The sequence below is a fragment of the Fibrisoma limi BUZ 3 genome, assembly GCF_000296815.2.
Taxonomy (GTDB): Bacteria; Bacteroidota; Bacteroidia; order Cytophagales; family Spirosomataceae; genus Fibrisoma; species Fibrisoma limi.
Map to the genome: position 1 here is coordinate 95,249 of NC_019017.1, position 21,975 is coordinate 117,223.

The following is a 21,975-nucleotide window of genomic DNA, read 5'->3' on the forward strand; positions in this document are numbered from 1 at the left end:
TGTGATGCGCAACTATTTTTAAATAGGTAAGGCCCCGCCTAATTGCTTGGCCGACTCAAAAACGCCTAGAAAAAAAATCTTGATGGCTTCATGCTGCCGCGTTCGGAAGGCGTCCATCAGTTTAGGAAGATTGGAATTTATTCCGTTGAGTATGCGCAGAAACTTAGCGTTTTCCAGCACTAATCCCAGCGACAATTCAACTGTCTTGTCCAGTTCTGTCATAGACATATAGATACGCCCACCACCGACGGAGAGAGCCGGCCCAATCAATTCAATCGCGGGTGGCTCCGCCAGCGTCTTAAGAGCAATGGGTAAAGACCGACTCTGTTGCAATTGTACGTGGCGCCAGTACCAGTTTAGCAAACGCCGGACGGAACGCACTTGCCAGCGATTAACTGTCTGACCGGGTACAAACGCCCAAGTGGACCGCAGGATAAGGTCTAGCTGACCGACTAAGACCTCTCGTTCGTTACCAATCACGGCTTTTCGGTCCCGCTTGGCCATGTAGTCAAGTTGATGGAGCAAGGCGTACAGATCCGCCATGTAGTCGAGCCGCTCCAAGCAGTTAGCGAACCGGCCCACTCCCTCAGCGTTATACTTTGTCAGGGAATGATGGGCGTGTAAGTACTCATGGAATAAAAAGAGTCGGATGAGTTGGGCTAATTCGTCGTCATCCCGGCAAGCCTCCGAAAGACCGATTAACAATTCGTCGCTGAGCCGCCACCGGTTGCTATCATTCGTATGACCGTATTCGCCACCAACAAACGGCTCCGGGTCAACCGTATCATCCGGCTGCACAACGTCCCACAAAGGAGGGAGTTGGGCAAAGGGGGAAGCGGCCGTTAATTCATCCCGGTAACGCAAGAACGAAAACCATGACCCGGTTTGCCCCCGTGCTTCATCCCGCAATGTCTGAGCGTAATCAATCACGGATTGAAGAGCTTGCGGCCAGATCCTCTCCCGAATGCCCTGGGCCCGTTCTTTTTGTTCAGCCGTTAACTGCCGTGCCGCTGACTCGGCCTCTTCAGCCGTTAATAAAATGGCGGGTTTATAGGACCGCTCACCGGGTATACGTCGGTACCGATACGTTTGGACGGGAACGTTGTTGCGCAGTTGCAGTTCCTGCCCGATAACCAAACAAACCGGAGCCGGAGCTGACACAAACAAGTGAATTAAGTTGACGTTGGGGCGAAACCTGAGCAATTCGGCTAAGGCCTGGCGGAAGGTCTGCCGGATTTGCTGAACGTCAGCGGCAGAACGAACGGTTGAAGCAACGACGGGTGAACGCTCGTCCGGTAGGGTAACACGGATGTCCGCCAACCGATCTTTGCCGACGACTTCATCAACGTCTTCGTCGTTAATCGGGTAGGAAATCGCTACCCGGATGACGGCCGCTCCCCCTTGGGTAACTACCTCTTTGGGTAGGTTCGTTAATTCAACCGCCAACGAAGCTTCGGACTGCTGCCACCGCCAAGTGTTCAGGTCTCGGTGGTAATCATAAACGTCTACCATACGTTGATCGCTCACGTAAGCACCCAGGGCTAAAATGTGGGGCACTTCGGCAATGCCAAAATAAAGCAGCCGGGCAGCTTGCTTATCATCGGCCAGTCGCCGGATCTCTTTCGCGCTGTTGATGACATAACGCTCCGACTCATCCCATACCCCGCCATCAATCGGGTACTGCTGCATGTCGACCAGCACGTTGGAACGCGTTAGCCGTAACTCGTCAGTTGTAAGTACGGACAATATCTCATCCTCACTGATGGCCCGCAGACCCGGTTGACGAATCAAGATCAGATTAGTTGCACTCATATAAAGGGCTTTAAGTAGAACGGCTTTGGGTTAGTGAATGGTTGCTTCTTCCAGCATTGGGGATGGCTCCATCGTCTCGAGTACCGTGCTATAAATGGGTACCGACAGGGGCTGCTCGTTTTGAATGGCTTCTAAAATGGCTTGCCGTAAGGCCCGCTGCAACAGATCCGAAAAACTGAAAGGCACTTTACGTTGCTGGGTCCGACGAATTAAATTCGTTAACTGTTCAGAATCGTGCTCAATATTGGCGAACAGGTATTCGAAGACCTGTTTCAGCCGCTCGCCCGTGGGACGCTCAAAATTGAGATGCAATGACGTTCGACGGCGGACGGCCGGATCAAGCACGTTGATACGATTGGTAATCAGCAAGACGACCAGTTTATGTTTCTCCCTCACCAACTGGTCAATTTCTTTGATCAGTACATTGAGGCCGGCCCGGTCCTCGTGATGCGCCTGGTTCTGCGCCCGGCTGGTGGCTAAATCATCGGCTTCATCGATGATCAGCAGACCGATGGCATCCTTGGGTACCTTTGCTTTGGCCGTCTTGAAAGCAGCCGATACCCGGCTGGATAATTCGCCAACCATTCCGTTGCCCCGGATATTAGACGGCGTTTCTAACGTAATCACCCGTTTGCCACCGAGTCGTTGAACTAAGGGGGTGCCGATTGCATTGGCCAAGGCGGTTTTGCCGCAGCCTACTTCGCCCGATAAGATGATTAGGGGGCTGCTCATTTGCACGTGCTCCAGAACCGTCAGACCCGACGGATGAAACTGCCGTTGCCAACGGGTAAGTCTATCCTGATCAAACAGCAGTTCCAGGTTCGTCAGCAAAGCTTGTTTCTGTTCTTCGATAGCAACGAGTCCGTCGAATGCTTTTTGAGCAGCCGTACTTGGATGTTGGGTTTGGATTAACTCTACCATGATCCGATTTTATTGCGATTAAGTCCGTAACCACTGCTGGAATAGCCCCGGTCGTACGTACTATCCCCCTGCAGCGAAACGCCGTTGCTACCCCAGCCTCGGTTAGTAATCAACTCATTAACGACTTCGCGGTAGCGAGTCGAGGTAGTACGTAGCGTGACGAACAAATTGGCCTTTGTACCTGGGTTCAGACCATAAAAGTCTGAGCCGCCGGAGTCGTCGTCGGAATAGATGCTACCTGCGTCGTCTAACTGGTAGCGGTAACCGCCTACACGGCTACCCGTTGGCGAGACAAGCTGAATTTCAAAGCTGTCGAGAGCTTCTTTACTCAACATAAACAGCAGGTCATTGCGCCAACGCTCGGCCTCTGCTTTGGAGACTAAGTCCGCAAAAACCATGGATAGACAATCCTCGTACACCTTGCCTAGGATGTAACGAGCGCGAGATTCAGTGTAGGTGCTGGTCCGCGTGAAGGTTGATGTTTGGCTCATAATATAGTTTAGTCACAGTGGTTACGAAACGCGTTACCAAAGATGCGGACCATGCTGTCCATCGATTTGGAGTCCTCACCATCCTCGTTGAAGCGGATGGCCCTGGCCCACTCATCCCGCCCCTTCGCCAGCCAGTCGGCTAGTTCATTCACTTCTCCGTAGCCCCATTTTTTAACCACATTGTTTTCGGGATTAACCGGATCGAATACGCACCACTCCGCCGATTCATCGGCAGGCTGTTTGGTATTGACGTCGGAGAAGAAGATAGGTTTGCGTTGTTTTACTAAGCTGGCCAGTAAGCTAAACCACCGGGCTAAGGTTTCCGCGTAAGTTGTGCAGACGGATAGCTCATCGTAGGCTTTGGCGCAGAGCAGGTCGATGAGCATGCTCGATGGAAGGTTTCCGTTGCCGAAATAATAGTTATCAACCGATTGACTTTCCCGCCACCATTTCATCAGCCTGACGCATTCATTGAATTGAACCCGGCCGGCCAAGGCGTCACTCGACTTGGTTCGTGCCCGGACAAAAGCTACATGTTTTTCAATGGACGTTTTCAGGCGATCCCCATTGGAGCGAATGATGATTTGCTCATCCGCCCGACCCGTCGATAGCATCGGGACAATATCGAAGAAAAGCCGGTTGCTGAACTTCAGTTTGATTGAGCTTTTGGTAGGCTCTTTGGCGGTATCAGGGTAAGTCGAATCCGCATACCGGGCAAATCGGTCCAACAATTCGGTAAGCTTTTCCCCTTGGGCATCCTTGGGCGCTACCACAAACGGAATGTCGACGTCCTGCCCTTCCACCTCGGCATGTCCTCGCATGTGCCGACGTAAGCCTGTCCGTTTTGCAAATGAACCACTATGGGGCGTCGCCGTCACGAGCAGGCTATCTTCAATCGCTTTTGCTTTTATTCGAGAGCGGATAAAATCCGCCTGGGCGGCTATCTGATCGATGGTTTCATCCTCCGGACGAATCCAGTTTACGAAACACGTTAGACGGCGGTGGAGCGTGTTGCGGTGGTACGAGAATTGATTCATAAAGAATAATTAAAGGTCGAAGCAGGCTATATGGATGCTACAAGAGGGCCAACGAGAGGTTAACAAAAAAGGTTTCTTAAATCATTTTGTTAACCTAAAAAATTTGTTTGTTAACCCAGGTGTGATCTAATTTTGCACCAGAGGGCCGTATAGTAAGTATAAAGTAGTACCTTTGCGGCTTTTTTGGCTATCAGCCGTTAATATTAGTGAAGCTCAAAATCTCGATTGTTAACTACTACTATGAAAGAAGTCTTCGCTGCTCGATTAAAGCAGGCTCGTTTACTGGCCAAGCTATCGTTACGGGAACTGGCGGAACGAATGAACAACGCTGTCAGCTACGTTGCCATTAAGAAGTATGAAGATGCCAAGTCGTTACCCGACGAGTCGGTCATCGTTGCTCTGGCCAACGCTCTGTCGGTCAAGCCTGACTATTTTTTTAAGGCGTCTGCCGTTGAACTAACCAATGTGGAGTTCCGACGAAAGGCAAAGCTGGGCGTTAAAGAAATTAATAGCATCAAAGAGATTGTTAAAGATCATTTAGAACGCTACTTTGAGGTTGAGGAGATACTACAGATTGAACGCAGTTTTCAAAATCCATTAGCGAAGAACGCTATTACAAAGCCCGAAGAGGTGGAAGATAGGGTTTTAGCATTGCTCAAAAGCTGGCATTTGGGCTATAACCCCATTCCCAACGTCATTGAGACGCTGGAAGAAAAAGGGATAAAAGTAATTGAGATTGAAGCACCGAACGAGTTTGACGGTTTATCGACGTACGTAAATGGCGTTCCCGTCATTGTGCTTAATAAAAATTATGGTTCGGAACGTAAGCGGTTTACGGCATTGCACGAATTGGCCCATCTGCTTCTATTGTTTCCTGAGAACACAGAGCATCGGATTGTTGAAAAATGTTGCCACCGGTTTGCCAGTGCTATGCTTATTCCGCGCCCAGTCATGTATGAACTGTTGGGCAAAGTTAGGGTCCATATCACTCTTGCCGAGCTAATTATGATCAAAGAACAATATGGTATTTCTGTTCAAGCCATCATGCACCGGGCTAATGACTTAAACATTGTCAATGACTACATATACAAAGGATTCTGTATACGGATGGCTAAGAATAAGAAAGAGGAAGGTTTGGGCAAATACCTTGGCGTTGAAAAATCCTACCGCTTCAGACAGTTGGTATATCGAATTGCCGTGGAAGAATTGGTATCCTTAACCAAAGCCGCTAACTTAGGTGACTTAAAAGCAGCGGAGTTACGAGATATCATTGACGCGCAGATTTAAGCCCTGGCATGAGACCCCAGATTGTTATTCATGACGTTAACATCCTTATTACCCTTTTTAAAGCCCAACTTACCAGCTTACCCTTCGCTATCGAAGCGGACTTTCTTACGACAAAGCTGATTTTTAATGATTTATCTAACTCGCAACAAGCACTGTACAATTCGTATGTAGAAGCCGGTAGTCTGGCCTTCGCCCAAGCGGAATCATTGGCTATCGTCAATCCTCAGTTTACCGCTAATCGTGCACTATCAATTCAAGACCTATCCGGCTTAGCATTGGCGGAGGAACGCGGTGGTTTATTGTTAACAGAGATTAAGTCTGTAAAGCTTGCAGCCCAGCACGTTGGATTGAACACTTGTGGCCTGTTATGGGTACTCGACGAGTTAGTTAAACTGAATAAACTGACGCCACGAGATGCTCAAGAACACATTGAGCAGTTATTAGACGTGAACTGTAAGTTAGATCAAAGCGAGTGCGCAGCTATGGCTCAACATTGGCTACAAACACAACCTTTACATCACTTATAACAGTCAATACTTAATCTAATAAAAAGTTGAAGGTTAACTGACAGATTAAGTAAGGGCGGTGTCCGAACCCCGAAATAGAGCCAGTCTACAAAAAAGCGTTCCATTAATGCCCTTATCGTGCCATATCGAGTTAGGCAGGTGTATCAACTTAGGAAGTGAATGCAGGCAGACTTAGCCGTGAGTTTTAGCTAAAGCACGATTTAACGTTTGTCTAACTCACGTTCAATAAATGTTAAGTACGTTCGAAGACTAAATCAGTCAATACTACTTTGATCAATTACGCTCACCATAGTATAAAGAATAACAGAACGAGAATTTTTTGATCTGGTATAAATCGGATGTCCAGAATAAGGGCCTTTCTGACAAACAGCATTGATCACTTATTTTTCTATTAAAAACTGTTCTGAATCGCTGTTCATTAATCCGTGTTCACTATCGGGTATAATTAAAAAAACGGACCAAATTCGTCAGAACCGCTTCGGTGGACCGATTGTTCGGTCGATTACTAAGCTGCTCTTGAAGGCAGATACGCGATTTTGACGATTCGTCTAAACTACTCAATGTAGAATTTAAGCGGGGTACTACGGCCTACTGAACGAACAGTATAGATCTTAAAGGGAGGGGTTATGGCCGTTTAGCTAAAGTAAATACAGGGGTTATGCTCAAGCATCGACGGGATGGCTTGAATCTCGAAATGTAAATTCCAAGCCAATGACGAGGTCGTGGTGAAAATGATTTCCTTTTTTTAGTATCAGCCAAGCAAGCTTACTGGATGGAGCTAACCAACTTGCTGTAGTCTACCAGAAAGGATCAATCAAAATTATCAGCAAAGATGATTTTACCGTTGGACTGAGCGAATCGGCAGTAATCGACCGAACCCGTCCCTTCGAACTGAAAGGTAATACCCACGATGTCAGTAGGAACGCCCTGTCGCTTCGCTCGATAGGCCTCCCTGCCGTTTATCCATATCGTCACCTGATGATCGGCTACTTCACAGCGGACATCTACCCACTCTTGCATAGTAGTGCCAAAAGCCGACAAGTCCGTTTGGGTCCCCTTGACCTCATTACCTCCAGCATACAGGTTCAGCGTCGAAACGCAACCTTTAGCGCTGAGCGGGATAAAAAACATATCTTCCTTGCCGTGGATCATGATCAACGCTTGCTGACAAACGGAAGAACCTTGTGCAAAATCGCTTTTGAGCCGGGTTTCCAAAACAAAGTTGTCCGTACGTAGGCCCGGCATCGCTCGTATGTTGCGGTAACGAACAATGGGGGCTTCCGGCTGCATGGGGATGTTGTGTTCCTTTATTGCCTTCACGGGCAGGTGCAGGATGCCATTAGAAACAAGTTGGCTGGCCGGAAACGAGACGGGTACGGGATCCCGAAAAACAGAGACGTGCCACCCCTCGGAAGGAATCAGCAAATGGTGTTCCCGAACGATCTGCTGACCAATAACGAGCTTTGCCCGAAAAAAGCCGGGATCATAGTACACCGACGTATGTTGGTGGTTATTCCTGGAAACAAGTTGACGCCGTTTGGGGTCCCAGGACTGCTGAATGAAAACCGAGTCGGTGGGCGAAGCGGTAGCATCGTAGGTGAAGACAATCGTGTTCGGTATACCCCGCGTTACGGGCTGGCTGCTGAATGAAAAATCACGGGGCGAAAGCGATACCGGTTGTCTGGTATTTAAGAAGACAAACAGTACGCCTACTAATGTGACAACAATACCGGTAAAAACTAGGTAGGGCATCGGTACGAATTGACGCATACGCCGGGCAGAACCCAGGGGCGCTGGGGTAACCAGTGAACGACTCCCCGTATTCTCACCACTCGTTGGTTGTTGAAAATCATACCAGTTCGCGTAACCGATAAACTGCACCAACGCGTTCAGCGTCGTCAGTGTTGGGGAGGAGTCGTATTTTACTTTACCCCATACCCGCTTCAAGGTTGTCACGCTCAGACATACGCCGGTCCGGCTTAAGATGTCAGCGCTCAGCCGGTCAAAGTCCCCCGTCGTCCATCCTTCCGGACTACCAAAATCAATTTGACGCTCGATCAGCCGCCGACAGCGGGCTAAGTCAACTTCTTCTTGTTGAGCTAACATGAGTCTGTGGATCAATTAGTTAAGAATTTGAACTAAGTTGAACGCGGATTGAATAACCTTGAATCAGGGTATTGTAAGGAGGGGTATCATTTTTACGGCCGACAATTCCCCTCGCAAATTATCGTATGAATTCCTTTCGCTCAACCCCGGCATGCCTGTTCTTTTTACTCTGGCTTTACTCGACCAGCAACGCTCAAACAGCCGTTCAATTTACCAAAGACCGGTGGACATTTCAAGGTACCTACAACCAAGAAACTTACCTGGGTAAACCCTCCGTACGGTTTACCGATGGGTCTGCTTTATTGAACGGGGTCCAATTCACCAATGGGATCCTTGAATACGACCTGGCCCTGGCACCAGGGCGAGGCTTCGTCGGGGTTTCGTTTCGTATGCAAAACGACAAAAACTACGAAAGCTTTTACCTGCGGCCTCACCAGTCGGGCAATCCAGACGCTACCCAGTACAACCCGGTGTATAATGGGTGGCCTTCCTGGCAACTCTACCACGGCGAAGGGTATACGGCCCCGGTACAACTTTCCTTCAATCAATGGATGCACGTCAAGTTAGTGATCGCCGATCAACAACTGCAAGTCTATATTGACAATATGGCCCAACCGGTCCTGGTGGTTCCTCAGTTACAACGACCCGTACAGCCCGGTACGATAAGCGTGGGGGGGGCATCCGATGGGGCCGCCCACTACGCTAATTTCAGTTATACGGTTCTGGAAAAGCCGCTGCTTACCCCCGTGCCACCCCCGCAAGCCGTCCCTGCGGGCGCCATCACAATCTGGCAGGTTTCCAATGCATTCGCCGAGTCAGCCATTAGCAACGTCGTGCAGTTGACTCCTGACCAAAAAAACAAATTATCCTGGCAAACCATGGAGGCAGAACCGACAGGGCGGCTCAACCTGGCCCGGAGCGTCGTCTGGTCTTCAACGGCTACGACAACCTTTGCCCGGCTGCTGATTGATTCCGAGCGTGAGCAGACCAAGCCGCTACAATTGGGGTTCAGTGACCGGGCACAGGTGTACCTGAATGATACCCTATTATACCGGGGACACGACGAATTCAGGTCAAGAGATTACCGTTTTTTAGGCTCAATGGGCTACTACGACACCTTGTATGTGCGGCTGCGAAAAGGACGGAATGAACTGTGGATTGCCATTGCTGAAGACTTTGGCGGCTGGGGCGTTCAGGCCCTACTGGTTGACCAGTCCGGTCTACGCTTCCCCCGTCCATAAACCAACCTCTCATTCGTTTCCCAACCCCCATTTCCCGTATGTTTATTTCCCTTGTTCAGTCACGAAGGGCATTTTATCTAAGCTTCTTGCTGATGACGATAAGTCTACTGCTTACCCGGTACACCAGCGCTCAATCCATTCCTAAAGCGACCGTCCGGGGAGTTGTTCAAAACAAAAAAGGCGAACCCCTACCGTTTGCTACGGTATTACTGCAACGTACAACGGACTCAACCTTGGTCAAGGGGGGCGTCACCGATACGTTGGGTCAGTACGTTTTTGACAACGTACCCTTAGCCTCCTACCAGGTAGCCGTCCAGGCAGTGGGTTATCGACCCGGAGTCTCGGCTCCACTGGCGCTCCAACTGGATCAATTGGTCGTCAGCATACCTCCCCTACAACTGGCTGAGGATGCGCGAATGCTGGGAGAAATCAACGTAACGGCCCAAAAGCCCTTCATTGAGCAAGTGTTGGATCGCACCATCGTTAACGTGGAGAATAGCCTCGTTGCCGTGGGAGGCACGGCCCTTGACGTATTGGAGAAGGCACCGGGCGTGATGGTTGATGCGCAGAACAACCGGATCAGTTTACAAGGTCGGGAGGGCGTACTCGTCATGCTGGATGGTAAACCAACCTACCTCTCGAGTGAGCAAGTGGTTACGCTGTTACGTAACACGCCCAGTAATAGCATTCAACGCATTGAACTGATCACCAATCCATCCGCCAAATATGATGCGGCTGGTAATTCGGGAATTATTGATATCCGGCTCAAGCGAGGTAGCCGCAAACGGGGAACTAGTGGTAGCGTGACAATTGGGAGTGGTTACGGCCGGTTGCCTAAAGCATCGTCCGGTCTGAGTTTGAACCATCGCCAAGGCAACTGGAACGGATTTGGTAGCTATAATTATGATTACGGAAAGTTTTTAGTCGACATTATCAGCCACCGTCGGTTTGGTAACGGGGCGGATGTAGTCATCAACGATAAACAAGCGGCTCGTTCGGCCCAATTCAATACCCATCTGTTCAAGGCAGGAGCCGATTACTCGCCGGGGAAAAACCAGGTAGTTGGTCTCATGCTTGACGGCTCGTTCAATAACGCAACGGATTTCATCGTAAACCAGAATCGACTTTACAATGGCCAAGGCCAATTTTTAAGTGACCAGCCCATGACCAACGACACTCGGTTAGTGTTTGGCCGGTTAGCCACTAATCTCAATTATAAACGCACGTTCGATAGCTTAGGCAAGCAATTAACCGTTGATGCGGACTATGCCCGCGTGGTCTTCCATCCGGAAAGTGATTTGTTCACCCGTTCCTTAGATCAACTGGGTCGTCCGATCGCTCCGCCCTTGCTACAACGTAGTCGGTCCAGCGCTGAGGTGACGATCCGCTCGGGCAAAGTGGATTGGGTCTATCCAGTTAATAATCGATTAAAACTGGAGACTGGCGCTAAATTCAGCTTTGTGAAGTCCGATAACGATGTGCGCTTTGAGCAGCAACTGGAAGACACCTGGCGTTTGGATCAAAATCGCACCAATCACTTTATCTACGATGAAACAATCAAGGCTGTTTACGTAAACACAGGATGGACCGGCGCGATGTGGTCAATTCAGGGGGGTATTCGATTGGAACACACGCATTCGGTTGGCCAATCGATTACGCTGGCTAAACGAATGGACCGCCGGTACATCAATCTTTTTCCCAGCCTGTTTATTTCTCGAAAGGTAGGGTTGCATCATCAATTTCGATCTACCTACAGCCGACGGATCGATCGCCCCAATTACCAGGATCTTAATCCGTTTATTGAAATCTATGATCCGGTTAATTATTATCAGGGCAATCCGTTTTTACAACCGCAATACACCGACGCGTTCCAGTTAGGCTATGCCTACAAGGGGCAAACGACGATTAATCTGGGCTACAACCGGACTATGAATGTCATTGCTCCGGTCAATGTTCAGGATACCCAAACGCAACAGATCAAGTCAACGGTAGAAAATCTGAATCAACTGACCAACTTTAATGTGAGTATTGGCTTTCCGGTATCGATTACTAAATGGTGGATGGTGCGTCAATCGGTGGATGTATTTTTCAATCAATACCAAACCGTCTACTTAGCTCAAGCATTAGATAACCGGCAGCTATCGGCCAACGTGCGGATGAACCATTCGTTCACCTTTCCCAACGAATTTACGGCCGAGGTGACCGGTTTTTACAACTCACCGACAGCGTCGGGTACGGTGCAATTAGTTGGACGAGGACAGGTAAGTGTGGGGGTGCAGAAAAGTCTCTGGAATAAGCGGGCCAACGCCGGGCTTAACCTAAGCGATGTTTTTAAGACCATGCGGTTTGGGTCATACAACAATTTCGCCAACACTGAGATTCTCTTCCGGGGACAGTTTGAGAGTCGCGTTGTCCGGTTAAGTTTCACCTATAATTTAGGTGATCAGCGGCTTAAATCGACTCCTCAGCGTCGAACCAGTTCAGAAGAAGAGCAGGGTCGAGTAGGTCCACGATAAGTAGATCGGTCAATGCTATAATCGCCTACCGAGCATTTGATCGCTCATATTAGGAAGGCAACCTCTACATGCCCCGTCGCTCCTACCTGTCGCCCCACGAACGTAACCGATTTGACACGCCCCCGACCCTCACCCCGGAACAGCGATTGATTCTTTTAAATCTGCCGTTCTGGGCCGAGACGTACCTACAGAGTATTCAGTTACCGACCAACAAAGTCGGTTTCATCTTGCAGTTAGGCTACTTTAGGGTCGTAACCCGCTTTTTCGTCCCGGACCGATTTGAGGGGGAGGTTGTCGAGTGGGTGAGCCGACGGCTGCGGCTGGACCCAAATGGCGTGGATCTCGCCGAGTACACCCATACCCGAACGGGCTACCGGCATCGACAGGATATACTGCATCATTTGGGCTTTGAGTCCTACAGCTCCGTTCACCAGGCTGCCTTAATGGACGAAGCCAATCGGTTGGCTCACCTGCAAACCCGGCCAGCCCTGCTGTTGGATTCCCTGGCCGACTATCTGCGCGAACGACGGGTAGAGATACCCCCTTACAATACCTTACGGCTGCTGCTTAACCAGGCGCTAGATGCGTATCATACACATTTAGAACTAATCATCGAGCAGCATCTGCAACCAGCAGACCGGGCGATGCTCGATAGGCTGCTGGCGAAGCAGACGCCTTCGGATGATTCGGTGGCGGGTTTGCTGCGCTACCGGCTCACCGGCCTCAAGCGGATTACCCAATCAATGCAGCCCAAAGCCATTCGTCAGCGGGTTAGCTTGTTTACTAAACTGAAAGCGATATTCGGTCAACTCCGGAGTTTGATTGAGGAACTCAATCTGTCAGACGATACGATTCGTTATTATGCTCAGTACGTTTTAGATACGCAGTCAAAGCAAAGTTCGCAGCGTAGTCACGAACGCTACCTGCGTTTAATTGCCTTCATTGTCCATCAGTACCTGACCGTCGGCGATGTCCTGATTCTAACCCTTCGGCAAGCCGTTACCAGTATGCTTAATGCGAGCGAACAGACGCTCAAAGAGCAGCTTTACCTAAGCCGCCAAGCCACAGCCGGTCTGGTTGGCCAGGTGGTTCGGCGGAGTGACGCCCACGTTGATGCGTTGAGCAAGATCGAAACTATTGTGGATCATCAGACGGCCACGGATGGTGAGAAAGTAGAGCAGATTCGACAGCTCTTAAGACACAAATGCGTCAGTGCCGACGAACTAGAGGCTGACCGGAAGCGACTCCAGAACCTGAAAACGGTTAACCAGCCCCTTGCCGACCGGGACGACTACTACAGTATGCTGGAGAAAGAGTCGCTTAAGTTGCAGGTTCGCGTCGCCGGTATTGTGCAGGAATTAGTGTTCGATGACACGAATCCAGTCGGCGACGGTCGAATCGCCGACACGCTGACCGCCCTGCGTTACTTTCAGGAGCGCCGGGGCGAGGTGAGCGCCAGCGCGGGCCTGCCGCTGGAGTTTCTGGATATGGATGAACGTCAACGGGTGTACACTGAGTCGGGCAAGCTCCGGATTTCGCTTTACAAAGTACTGCTATTTCGTAAACTGCGTGATCGTTTACGCGATGGCTCTCTGAACGTGCTGTCGTCCTATGAACACCGGGCGCTTGAAGAGTACATGCTGCCCAGGGCGCAGTGGCTGGCTCACCGCGACGCCTACTTAGCCAGAGCCAACCTAACCCGCTATGATCGGCCTGCCCCGACACTGGTTGCTCTCAATGAACGGCTGAATACGCAGTTCAAGAAGACCAACGCCTGCTTAGCAACTAATCCGCAGGTCTATTTTGACAAGGCTGGTGACTGGCATCTGCACCGCTACCGGGCCGATGAAGAGAGAGACATTTCCGACGGGCCCATGCTGTATCCTACCAATCGGATCATCGCCTTGCGGGATGTACTGAGCCAGATTCATCAGGTAACTGGTTTTCTGAACGCCTTTACCCATCAGGGGTTTACCCATAAGCCAAGTCGGCCCGACGAGCGACTGCTACTGGCGGCTATCATTGGGTATGGCGAAAATATCGGCATCCGTAAAATGGGGCTGATCTCCAAAAGTATCTCGGTAAATGCGTTGGAAACCGTGGCTACCCACTACTTCTCGCCGGAAACCGTCCTGAAAGCGAACGATCTGATCTTGGCCCATAGTAGTCAGCTTCCGCTCACGGATCAGTTTCGCCGACAAGCTGGCTTTATCCATACCGGCAGCGATGGTCAGAAGTTTGACGTATCGGGTCCGTCCCTGCGAGCTTCAGCCTCCTTCAAGTATTTCGGCAATGGCCAGGGCATCACCATCTACTCGCACTTAGACGAAGCCGGACAACTCATCTACTCAACGGCCTTCAGTGCGGCTGACCGAGAATCGCCCTACATGCTCGACGCCATTACCTACAACGAAGTTATTACGCCCGACGCCCATTCGACCGACCAGCACGGCACCACCGAGCCCGTGTTCGGTGTGACGGGCCTGATTGACGTCGAATTTCGGCCCCGCTTTGCCACCATCCACCGCCAGCAGCTTTATAGTATTGATGCGGTTTCTACCTACAAAGAGCAGGGTTACAAACTGACACCTGCTGCCCGCATCGATTACGAGAATCTGATTGGTCAGTGGGACGAAGCACTCCGCTTCGTGGCCACCATCAAATTAGGCTACACCAAAGCATCCCAACTGTTTAAACGGCTCAATTCGTACGATCGCCAACATCCCCTGTACCGTGCCCTGCGCGATCTGGGACGGCTGTTCAAGACAGACTATATTCTGCGCTACGTTGATGAGCCGGAATTGCGCGGAACGGTCGAGGGTATCCTGACGCGCGTCGAACACGCCAACCGCTTTGCCAAAGCCATCGTAATTGGCAATAATCAGGCTTTCGGCTGGGCGACATACCATGAACAATTGGTCGCCGAAGGTTGCAAGCGGCTGATCATGAACGCCATTAACTACTGGAACTTGCTGTATTTGAGCGATAAGTTAAACCATTGCCGTCAACCAGTTGAACGGGACGAGTTGCTACGGGCCATTCTGCGGACCAACACCCATACCTGGCACCATGTCAATTTACAAGGCGAGTACGATTTTTCGGAGGAATACGTGACGGCGGTGTTGTTTGATCTAACGGCGTGGATTGATTCAGCCGTGGGTGTTTCTATAAACGAGCGGGTCACTACCAACGCGAACGGCTCAGCCTTGATTAATTGAACAAGCAATAGACTTTATGGAGCTACAGCCAAGTCGTGACGAATTTGATCCCTTTTTTTAGTTATACCCACTATCCTCCGTTACACTGAACAGATCTAATTAAATAATACAAATTGGCCACGCCTGTGTATCGACTATTAACCAGAATCTGGACCTTCAGATAAACGCCCTTCAAAGGGCAGACGGCGAACAGGTCCTCCAAGAAACCATCAGCGGCAGTACGACCCAACGCCGAGAACTGAGTAAACTATCGGCTCAACTACGACATGAAGCAAGTATTGACCAATTAGAATTGTGATTTATGGTAGTTAAGTCACAAACGGTTCATCTTTGAGAACTGGCCTTGGCCGTGAAAGATTTGCGCTGTTTGTTTGATTATGCGTAACTTACTGCTGATCCTTCTGGAAATCAGCAGGCAGGTGCTGAAGTGTTGTCGTTAGCAAATCAAAAAGGCTTACTTCCAGATGATTGGCTAGTTCCCACACTACGCTTAAGCTCGGGTTTTTTAGTCCTCGTTCAATACGCGAAATATATGATCGGTCCATCCCACTTTTGTCAGATAAATCTTCCTGCGTCCAGCCTTTTGTTATTCGTATCTGTTTAATCGCTTTGCCAAAAGCGCTTGAAAGCGGGGAGGTTTTTGCCATAGCTGGCAAAGTTCGCTTCACACCACCGCTTAAAAAAGGGACAATAGTCCTCACTAAGTTACTATAATGATCGTATGTATAAACTTGATTTACCATAACTGATACGATTGGGATACGTTTCTAAGACGCGGTCAATAAGCTTGTTATCGTACGGGACAGGTCGCGTAATAAATTTAGAGTCAATGAAAATTACGTTAAGTCGTTCAATGGAAGATTGATTTGCTCTTTTATCTTCAGGGGCTTCTACATGTTTGAGCAGGTGCTCATTAACTGTACCCGTTTTGGTTTGCTCGGCGTCTTCAAAGTAGCGATATGAACAGTACCAATACTTATAATAGTGTTCATAATTGGACGTACAGAACTCAAACTTTTCGGGTGTTTCCCGAATCGCCCGTATCAAGATGTCGATGTCCTGGAGCTTTTGCTGCTGGGCAGCCGACAGCTGGTTCATGAAGGATTTGGCAAACAGCTCGTCGCGTTGCTCTTTGAGGAGTGTCAATGCCGATTCCACTCGGACTCCTCGGTCAATGTGATACTTATGTTTATAGTAAAACGTGAGCTTAATAGCCGGTCGTTCGAAGTTAACAAGTTTGAAATTTTTGTACGGTTTGCCAGGTCTATGGTAAGGGCGATACAGTTCCATATGCTCAGCCGGAACAAAATAATACTCCAGATCCGGAAAGTCCTTTGCACTGGGTAGATCACTAACCTGGTGCACAACGGGTACTAGCTCCGTTTTACACTGATTCAGTACTATACGAATGGCGGCTAGTGGCGCTAAATCTGACTGCTTTGCTTTTGCCATACAGAGAATTTTTAGCAAAAATAGCATAACTATTTCCCTGTAAGGTAAATAGTATATATAAATTTCGCTTTTAACCCTTTAATAGATCAACATTAGCATTTTGATTTTTTGATCATTATCAATGAATAGTTTGATTGATTTAGTAGGCTTGCAACTCGTTAATTTACAGATATTTACTAATCATAAAGTGAGGTTTAAGCGGTACAAAAATGAGGTTTAAGCGGTTAAGCGGCAGTTGTAAAATGAGGTTTGGGCGGTCGGAAAGTGAGGTTTAAGCGGTCGGAAAGTGAGGTTTGGGCGGTCTTCATGTAAATAGTGAGGTTTAGGCGGTTGAAAAGTGAGGTTTGGGCGGTTCTCCTGCAAAAAATGAGGTTTGGGCGGTCGAAAAGTGAGGTTTAGGCGGTAGACCTTTAACGGGGTAATTTTTAGTCTATAAATGTGCCTGCCAGGCACATTTTATGCGATATGTCCTTGATTCAGTCACTTTCAGCATGTAAAATCGCTAGTTCATCCAATAAATCCTCGACTTTATAAGCCGAAAAGTGAGGTTTAAGCGGTGTGTTTTCAGAGAAAAGTGAGGTTTAGGCGGTGTTAATAAGAAAAAAGTGAGTTTTAAGCGGTTTTGAAATTGGTCACAAAAACAATTTGCCAGGAGCAAGTTTGTTTTTTAAATAACTGATTTATACCTTGATTTATCTTTTACTCGTATGGAGAAGGCACCAGAAAACCAACTTAGCCTGTTTAATCGGCACACGACTAATTATCAGTCGAATATTTTCACGCTGTCCCGTCAAGAGTTTACCGAACTAGAAAAGAAGATAGTCATTCTGGTCGTTAATCAACTGGGTAACTTAGCTGTTCAGGGCAAACTGCAACCGAACCGAAACCAAGCTTTTCTAATTCCTTATTCGGAGTTAACAAAAGATCACTACGCTCAGGTTAGTGCTGCCGCTGAAACGCTCTCCAAAAAACAGATCGCTTATAAAGATGAAAAGAAGGGGGAGTACTTATTCATAACGCCGTTTCCAATGATTCGGTCTGTTATGCAGAACAACAGGCGTTACATTGAAATTGACGTTTATGCTAATGTTGTTCCTTATTTTGCGGACTTAGGCCAGCGCTATACGAAATACGAACTGGACATAATCTGGTCGTTATCGTCGGTTTACGCCATCCGTATTTTCGAGATTGTATCCATGCATCAGCATATCAAAAAAACGCGGTTTACCTTCCCTGTTGATGAGATGCTTTACATCTTGAATTGTCCTAGCTCGTATCGGTATGCGGATTTTCAGGTTAATGTTCTAGAAGTTGCTAAACGAGAACTACGCAATAAAGCACAACTTATATTTGAGTGGTCACCTTTTAAGAAGATTGGCAAGAAAGTCGTTGAACTTGAGTTTCAACTCAAACCAGTTCAGCAATTAGCCGCCGAGAACGTAGAAGATGACGAAAAACGAATAGCGCAACTATCCGCTAGTGAGCGCGTCATCCTCGGGTATCAAGTTATGGCGCAGTACCAACTGAAACCCTGGCAAAAGGATTATATCATTACCGAGCCAGGTCTTCTGGATACTTTGTTCCGCTTACATTCAGAATTTGAGAATCAACGCCGGCCGGAGGTTAAAAATAAGAATAAGTACCTGGCTAAATCGTTAGGGCTCGATAAACTGAAAGAGCCCCGTAAATCCACAGCTATTGTCACCCATGAGCCCCAAATTAGTTTTGTTCCTCCAGTAGTTGACAAACGGATTAAGGGCGACCGGCCAATCGGCCAAATAATCAACAGCATGATCCCTCAGCAGGATAAATAGAATTATGCAGGATTTTGATAATAATCAGATTGATTGCCGATACAGTGGGGATTTTTACCGAAACGGAGATAATTAACGGTCCGCCGTGCGGTCATTCGCCTTAAGCAATGTAACAGCCGTCCGAATAACGGAGCGATTTTTTGAGACTGTTGGGCATAACAAAAAAGAGATGGCTGGCCCGCTCCGGCACGGTCCGCCGTTGCGGTACCGGCTGTCATCCCATTTCCGACCAGTACAGCAGGTATCCCGGAGCGAGACCGTTTGTGTCTGAAAAGTTGATAAGGTTTCTAAAAAAGAGCCAACGTACTGAAATAATCAGTAACCAAAAAAGCCGCACTCAACTTCAGGGAATGAGGCTTTTTTGTTGCATATACTGTGCTGATATAATCACCTTATTCTAAACCGTCTGAGCAATCTTATCCAACACCCGGTGATTGTCCCCGAATCGACACAACGCATCGCAGTGGGTGCGAAGCTCCGACATCAGAATGTAACGAATCGGCGTCTTGGTTTGCCGGATGGAAGGGCGGGTTAGCTGCATCTCAACCTCCTTACGGCGGCTGTCGGGTACGACCAAATACAGTGTCGTGGCGTGATCGGGCAGCGAACAGCTCAGATCGGTTAGGCGCAGGATGCCCGAATAAATAGAGGTGCTTTTTTCTACCTCGAAGGCGCAGATGATTCGACCGGACCCTTTCTCTAACCAGACCACATCAATCAAGCTGATGGTTTGAGCCGTTTCCGGCGCGACCGGTAAAATGGGCAGGTTTTGCAGGCTCAAAAACGAAAATGAGTGGCCGTTGTACTGCCGGGAGATGTCATTGCGGGCGGCTACCACATCGTAACCCAGTGCTCGTCCAATCGTTAGCAGGTGATACTGCATTTCGCTGTGCGTCTGTTCTTCCTGTTGTTCATCAACCACCGACTTGTGGCGTTTGGAGAGTTGCTTTTCAAGTTTTTCGCGCTCAACGACGGGCTGATCCGCCAGACCCGGCACCAGCAGGTTGCCGACACCTATCTCATACAGTAAACCTGACAAGGCTCCCAGATCGTTTGACAGTAGTTGCCGGTATTCAGCGTTCACCGCCAGCATTCTTTCCCGGATGGCCAGGTACTCCGACCATGACCCCAGCTTACGCCGTTCGTTGAAGAGCCGATTGTAGCCATTGATAATCGCCGTATTGAAGGGGGGAAGCCAGGTCGGATGCAGAAAGTAGAGGATGCTGGCTACGGCCGGTCCAAGTCCCTTGATTTTATAGGCATCGAGTCGGATGATTTCGCTCACCACCGTTTCGGGCTTTGTTGCCTTCAGGCAACACTCCAGAAACTGACCAAAATACCGCTTGTGGTCTTGGTTCTCATAGATGTCAGGAATGCGAAGCTTCGGCTTCCAGTAGAATGGGTGAGAAGCCCCCTCGAATACCTGCTTCTGTTCGGTAATGCAGGTAAGGACAAATTCTAAAGAGCTATCCTTAAAATCGTTGGGAAAACTACCATCCTTAATGTCGCTAACAACCTGTAAAACACCCCGACGGATCGACCGGAAGGCCTTCAGGCGATCTGCGTTATGCAGAAACCAACTCTGGTATGTTAGGTCCGGAGTTCGTTGATACGTAGCAATGACTTGGCTAAGGAAAGGAATTGAAGACGACATATAGTCAAAGGGCAATTGGAAAACGCTAAAGATGGTTATTTTCAGTATAAAAGAAAAAAGGACACCAAATTAAAAGTGGGGCAGCTTAACCAAAAATTCTATAAGCCACTTAGAAAATATTGTAATAACATCAATAGGTTATGCGAAGTTATAGTGGGGTCTAATCATATAACTCAACGTATGAAATACAAACTTAAGCTCGCCGTGAGCCTTGGTGTGGCATTACTTCTTACGCAATCTGTGATGGCCCAGCAGGATCAGCATGCGGGTCATGCCATGAGCAGTCAGGCCGGAGGCACTGCCAGCAACGCCATGATGAAGTCCATGCAGTCGGGCATGAACCAGATGATGAGCATGAAAATGACCGGTGATCCCGACCACGATTTCGCCACCTTGCTCAAAATGCACCACCAATCCGCCGTTGAGATGGCAGATCTGGAAATCAAGCAGGGCAAAAACGCCCAGGTAAAGGCGCTGGCCACTAAAATAAAAGCGGCCAATCAAAAAGAAATCACTGAACTAAACCAGTTCATCACCAGTCACAAACCCCAGTCATCCTCTTCAAAGCTGGGGCAGGATGCCATGAAAATCATGCATAGCGGCAGCCACTCGATGAATGGGAACGTGGATCACGACTTTGCCAGCATGATGGCCCAGCACCATCAGCAGGGCGTGGACATGGCCAAGGCCTTTCTGAAAGAAGCCGGGCCGTCGGGCGGTAAAACCGAGAAGATGAAAACGATGGCCCAGAAGGTCATTCGGGAACAGACCAAAGAAATCAGCGAGTTGAAAAAGCTGGAAAATCAAGTAGCTTCTCGCTAATCCAAAAAAGGCCACCCCTACTAGCGGTGGCCTTTTAAGTTGCCTTCATACAGCATCATAAACACCTTACTAATCGTCATAAGCCAAGAGCTGGTGAGCAGACAGTCTGAATGCCAAGGGTTGTGAGGAGTTTGGCCACCGAAAACAATGCTTTCTTTTTCTTTTTTCAATTCAAAACAATAGCGTTATGAAACAGATGTTTCTTGTCAACAAAACCCTGGCTGTGCTCTCACTGGCCGCAACGCTCGCCTTGACGAGCTGTAGTAAAATCGATTCGACGGATGTCGCACCGGGAGAGGAAACGGAGATTGACTTCTCAGCCCGGAAATCGTCTGATGATCCCAATGATCAAGCCTTCGACAGGGAAATGACCCGAATCTTCCGCGAGATGCAGCGGATGGTCAACGACATGCCCATGACGGGTGATCCGGACATGGACTTTGCCATGATGATGAGCATGCACCACCAGTTAGGCATTGACGTTGGAAATGCCGAACTGCGGTACGGTAAACATCCCGAAGGCAAGGAATTAGCCGAAGAATCGAACCGGGGGAACGCCGAAAGCCGGGAGCGGCTGCAATCTTACCTTCGGCAACACCCAGCACCGGAGCGGATCGATCCTAATGTGTACCAACAGTTCATGAGAGAGATGAGAACGGCCATGCAAACGATGAATCGATCGTTTCGACGGGTACCGAACACACCAGATGTCGATATCGATTTTGCCCGTAAGCTTTTGGAACACCATGAAGGGGCCATTGATATGGCTAACATCCAATTAAAATACGGGAATGACAGAGCACCGTTAGACGAGGGAAAAATCATTATCATCAGTCAAGGGGCTGAAATTATTGAACTGGCTGAGTTTGTAAATGAGCACGGTATTCCTAACACGACAGAGCCATTGTCAGATGATGAATAGCAAATTCTTAAAAGCGGTACGCCTTGTCTGTTAAGATCAGGTTGTACCGCTTTCTTTACTGCTCAGCCGCTACGCTTATTTTATTGTAATGGTTAGCACTCTGTCGGTTTACCAAAGCCACGGATTAGCCCGGAAATGCCAACAGGCGAATTTTT

The 21,975-nt window shown here is 48.8% G+C and carries 17 protein-coding genes; 9 read left to right on the forward strand and 8 right to left on the reverse strand.

The window, feature by feature from the left end:
* Positions 1–18: 18 nt before the first annotated feature.
* From BN8_RS31090 to BN8_RS31105, 4 genes are read right to left on the reverse strand one after another with little or no spacing between them, the layout of a single operon-like run.
* Positions 19–1,812: an SAVED domain-containing protein gene (locus tag BN8_RS31090; protein ID WP_015056961.1), complete on the reverse strand. Its 1,794-nt coding sequence runs from the start codon at positions 1,810–1,812 to the stop codon at positions 19–21.
* A 30-nt stretch (positions 1,813–1,842) separates the two neighbouring features.
* Positions 1,843–2,733 (reverse strand): AAA family ATPase, encoded by an 891-nt coding sequence (locus tag BN8_RS31095; protein ID WP_015056962.1) that lies wholly within the window; start codon positions 2,731–2,733, stop codon positions 1,843–1,845.
* The gene (locus BN8_RS31100; RefSeq protein WP_015056963.1) at positions 2,727–3,224 is read right to left on the reverse strand and encodes an HORMA-1 domain-containing protein; all 498 of its coding nucleotides are present in this window, start codon (positions 3,222–3,224) and stop codon (positions 2,727–2,729) included. The genes BN8_RS31095 and BN8_RS31100 overlap by 7 nt, the downstream gene beginning before the upstream one ends.
* A gap of 8 nt (positions 3,225–3,232) precedes the next feature.
* Complete coding sequence (locus BN8_RS31105) at positions 3,233–4,261, reverse strand: CBASS oligonucleotide cyclase (protein WP_015056964.1); 1,029 nt, start codon at positions 4,259–4,261, stop codon at positions 3,233–3,235.
* Between the two features lie 240 nt (positions 4,262–4,501).
* Here BN8_RS31105 and BN8_RS31110 point away from each other — a divergent pair, with 240 nt between their 5' ends.
* Positions 4,502–5,548: a helix-turn-helix domain-containing protein gene (locus BN8_RS31110; protein ID WP_015056965.1), complete on the forward strand. Its 1,047-nt coding sequence runs from the start codon at positions 4,502–4,504 to the stop codon at positions 5,546–5,548.
* An 8-nt stretch (positions 5,549–5,556) separates the two neighbouring features.
* Positions 5,557–6,075, forward strand: a complete 519-nt coding sequence (locus tag BN8_RS31115) for a PIN domain-containing protein (protein ID WP_015056966.1) — start codon at positions 5,557–5,559, stop codon at positions 6,073–6,075.
* 810 nt (positions 6,076–6,885) lie between these two features.
* Here BN8_RS31115 and BN8_RS31120 read toward each other — a convergent pair.
* Positions 6,886–8,181 (reverse strand): hypothetical protein, encoded by a 1,296-nt coding sequence (locus BN8_RS31120; RefSeq protein ID WP_015056968.1) that lies wholly within the window; start codon positions 8,179–8,181, stop codon positions 6,886–6,888.
* 125 nt (positions 8,182–8,306) lie between these two features.
* Between BN8_RS31120 and BN8_RS31125 the strand changes: the two genes are divergently transcribed.
* The 4 genes from BN8_RS31125 (at position 8,307) to BN8_RS32710 (ending at position 15,454) form a co-directional block, all read left to right on the forward strand.
* Positions 8,307–9,422 carry a hypothetical protein gene (locus tag BN8_RS31125; protein ID WP_040007249.1) on the forward strand — a complete coding sequence of 372 codons (1,116 nt, stop codon included), beginning with the start codon at positions 8,307–8,309 and terminating at the stop codon, positions 9,420–9,422.
* A 92-nt stretch (positions 9,423–9,514) separates the two neighbouring features.
* The gene (locus tag BN8_RS31130; RefSeq protein ID WP_040007250.1) at positions 9,515–11,938 is read left to right on the forward strand and encodes an outer membrane beta-barrel protein; all 2,424 of its coding nucleotides are present in this window, start codon (positions 9,515–9,517) and stop codon (positions 11,936–11,938) included.
* 68 nt (positions 11,939–12,006) lie between these two features.
* On the forward strand, positions 12,007–15,156 hold the full coding sequence (locus BN8_RS31135; RefSeq protein WP_015056971.1) for a Tn3 family transposase: 3,150 nt from the start codon (positions 12,007–12,009) through the stop codon (positions 15,154–15,156).
* Between the two features lie 112 nt (positions 15,157–15,268).
* The gene (locus tag BN8_RS32710) at positions 15,269–15,454 is read left to right on the forward strand and encodes a recombinase family protein (RefSeq protein WP_262493865.1); all 186 of its coding nucleotides are present in this window, start codon (positions 15,269–15,271) and stop codon (positions 15,452–15,454) included.
* An 88-nt stretch (positions 15,455–15,542) separates the two neighbouring features.
* Here BN8_RS32710 and BN8_RS31140 read toward each other — a convergent pair whose 3' ends face one another.
* A complete protein-coding gene (locus tag BN8_RS31140) occupies positions 15,543–15,803 on the reverse strand; it encodes a helix-turn-helix domain-containing protein (RefSeq protein ID WP_040007252.1) in 261 nt (86 codons plus the stop codon).
* A gap of 61 nt (positions 15,804–15,864) precedes the next feature.
* Entirely contained in the window at positions 15,865–16,635 is a 771-nt protein-coding gene (locus BN8_RS31145; protein WP_015056972.1) for a hypothetical protein, read from the reverse strand.
* Between the two features lie 680 nt (positions 16,636–17,315).
* Between BN8_RS31145 and BN8_RS31150 the strand changes: the two genes are divergently transcribed.
* Positions 17,316–18,422: a replication initiation protein gene (locus tag BN8_RS31150; protein WP_015056973.1), complete on the forward strand. Its 1,107-nt coding sequence runs from the start codon at positions 17,316–17,318 to the stop codon at positions 18,420–18,422.
* A gap of 397 nt (positions 18,423–18,819) precedes the next feature.
* Here the strand turns inward: BN8_RS31150 and BN8_RS31155 are convergent, their stop codons facing one another.
* Positions 18,820–20,076: a type II restriction enzyme NmeDI-related protein gene (locus BN8_RS31155; RefSeq protein ID WP_015056974.1), complete on the reverse strand. Its 1,257-nt coding sequence runs from the start codon at positions 20,074–20,076 to the stop codon at positions 18,820–18,822.
* Positions 20,077–20,256: 180 nt separating this feature from the next.
* Between BN8_RS31155 and BN8_RS31160 the strand changes: the two genes are divergently transcribed.
* Positions 20,257–20,898 (forward strand): DUF305 domain-containing protein, encoded by a 642-nt coding sequence (locus BN8_RS31160; protein WP_015056975.1) that lies wholly within the window; start codon positions 20,257–20,259, stop codon positions 20,896–20,898.
* 187 nt (positions 20,899–21,085) lie between these two features.
* Positions 21,086–21,820 carry a DUF305 domain-containing protein gene (locus tag BN8_RS31165; RefSeq protein ID WP_015056976.1) on the forward strand — a complete coding sequence of 245 codons (735 nt, stop codon included), beginning with the start codon at positions 21,086–21,088 and terminating at the stop codon, positions 21,818–21,820.
* Positions 21,821–21,975 lie beyond the last annotated feature (155 nt).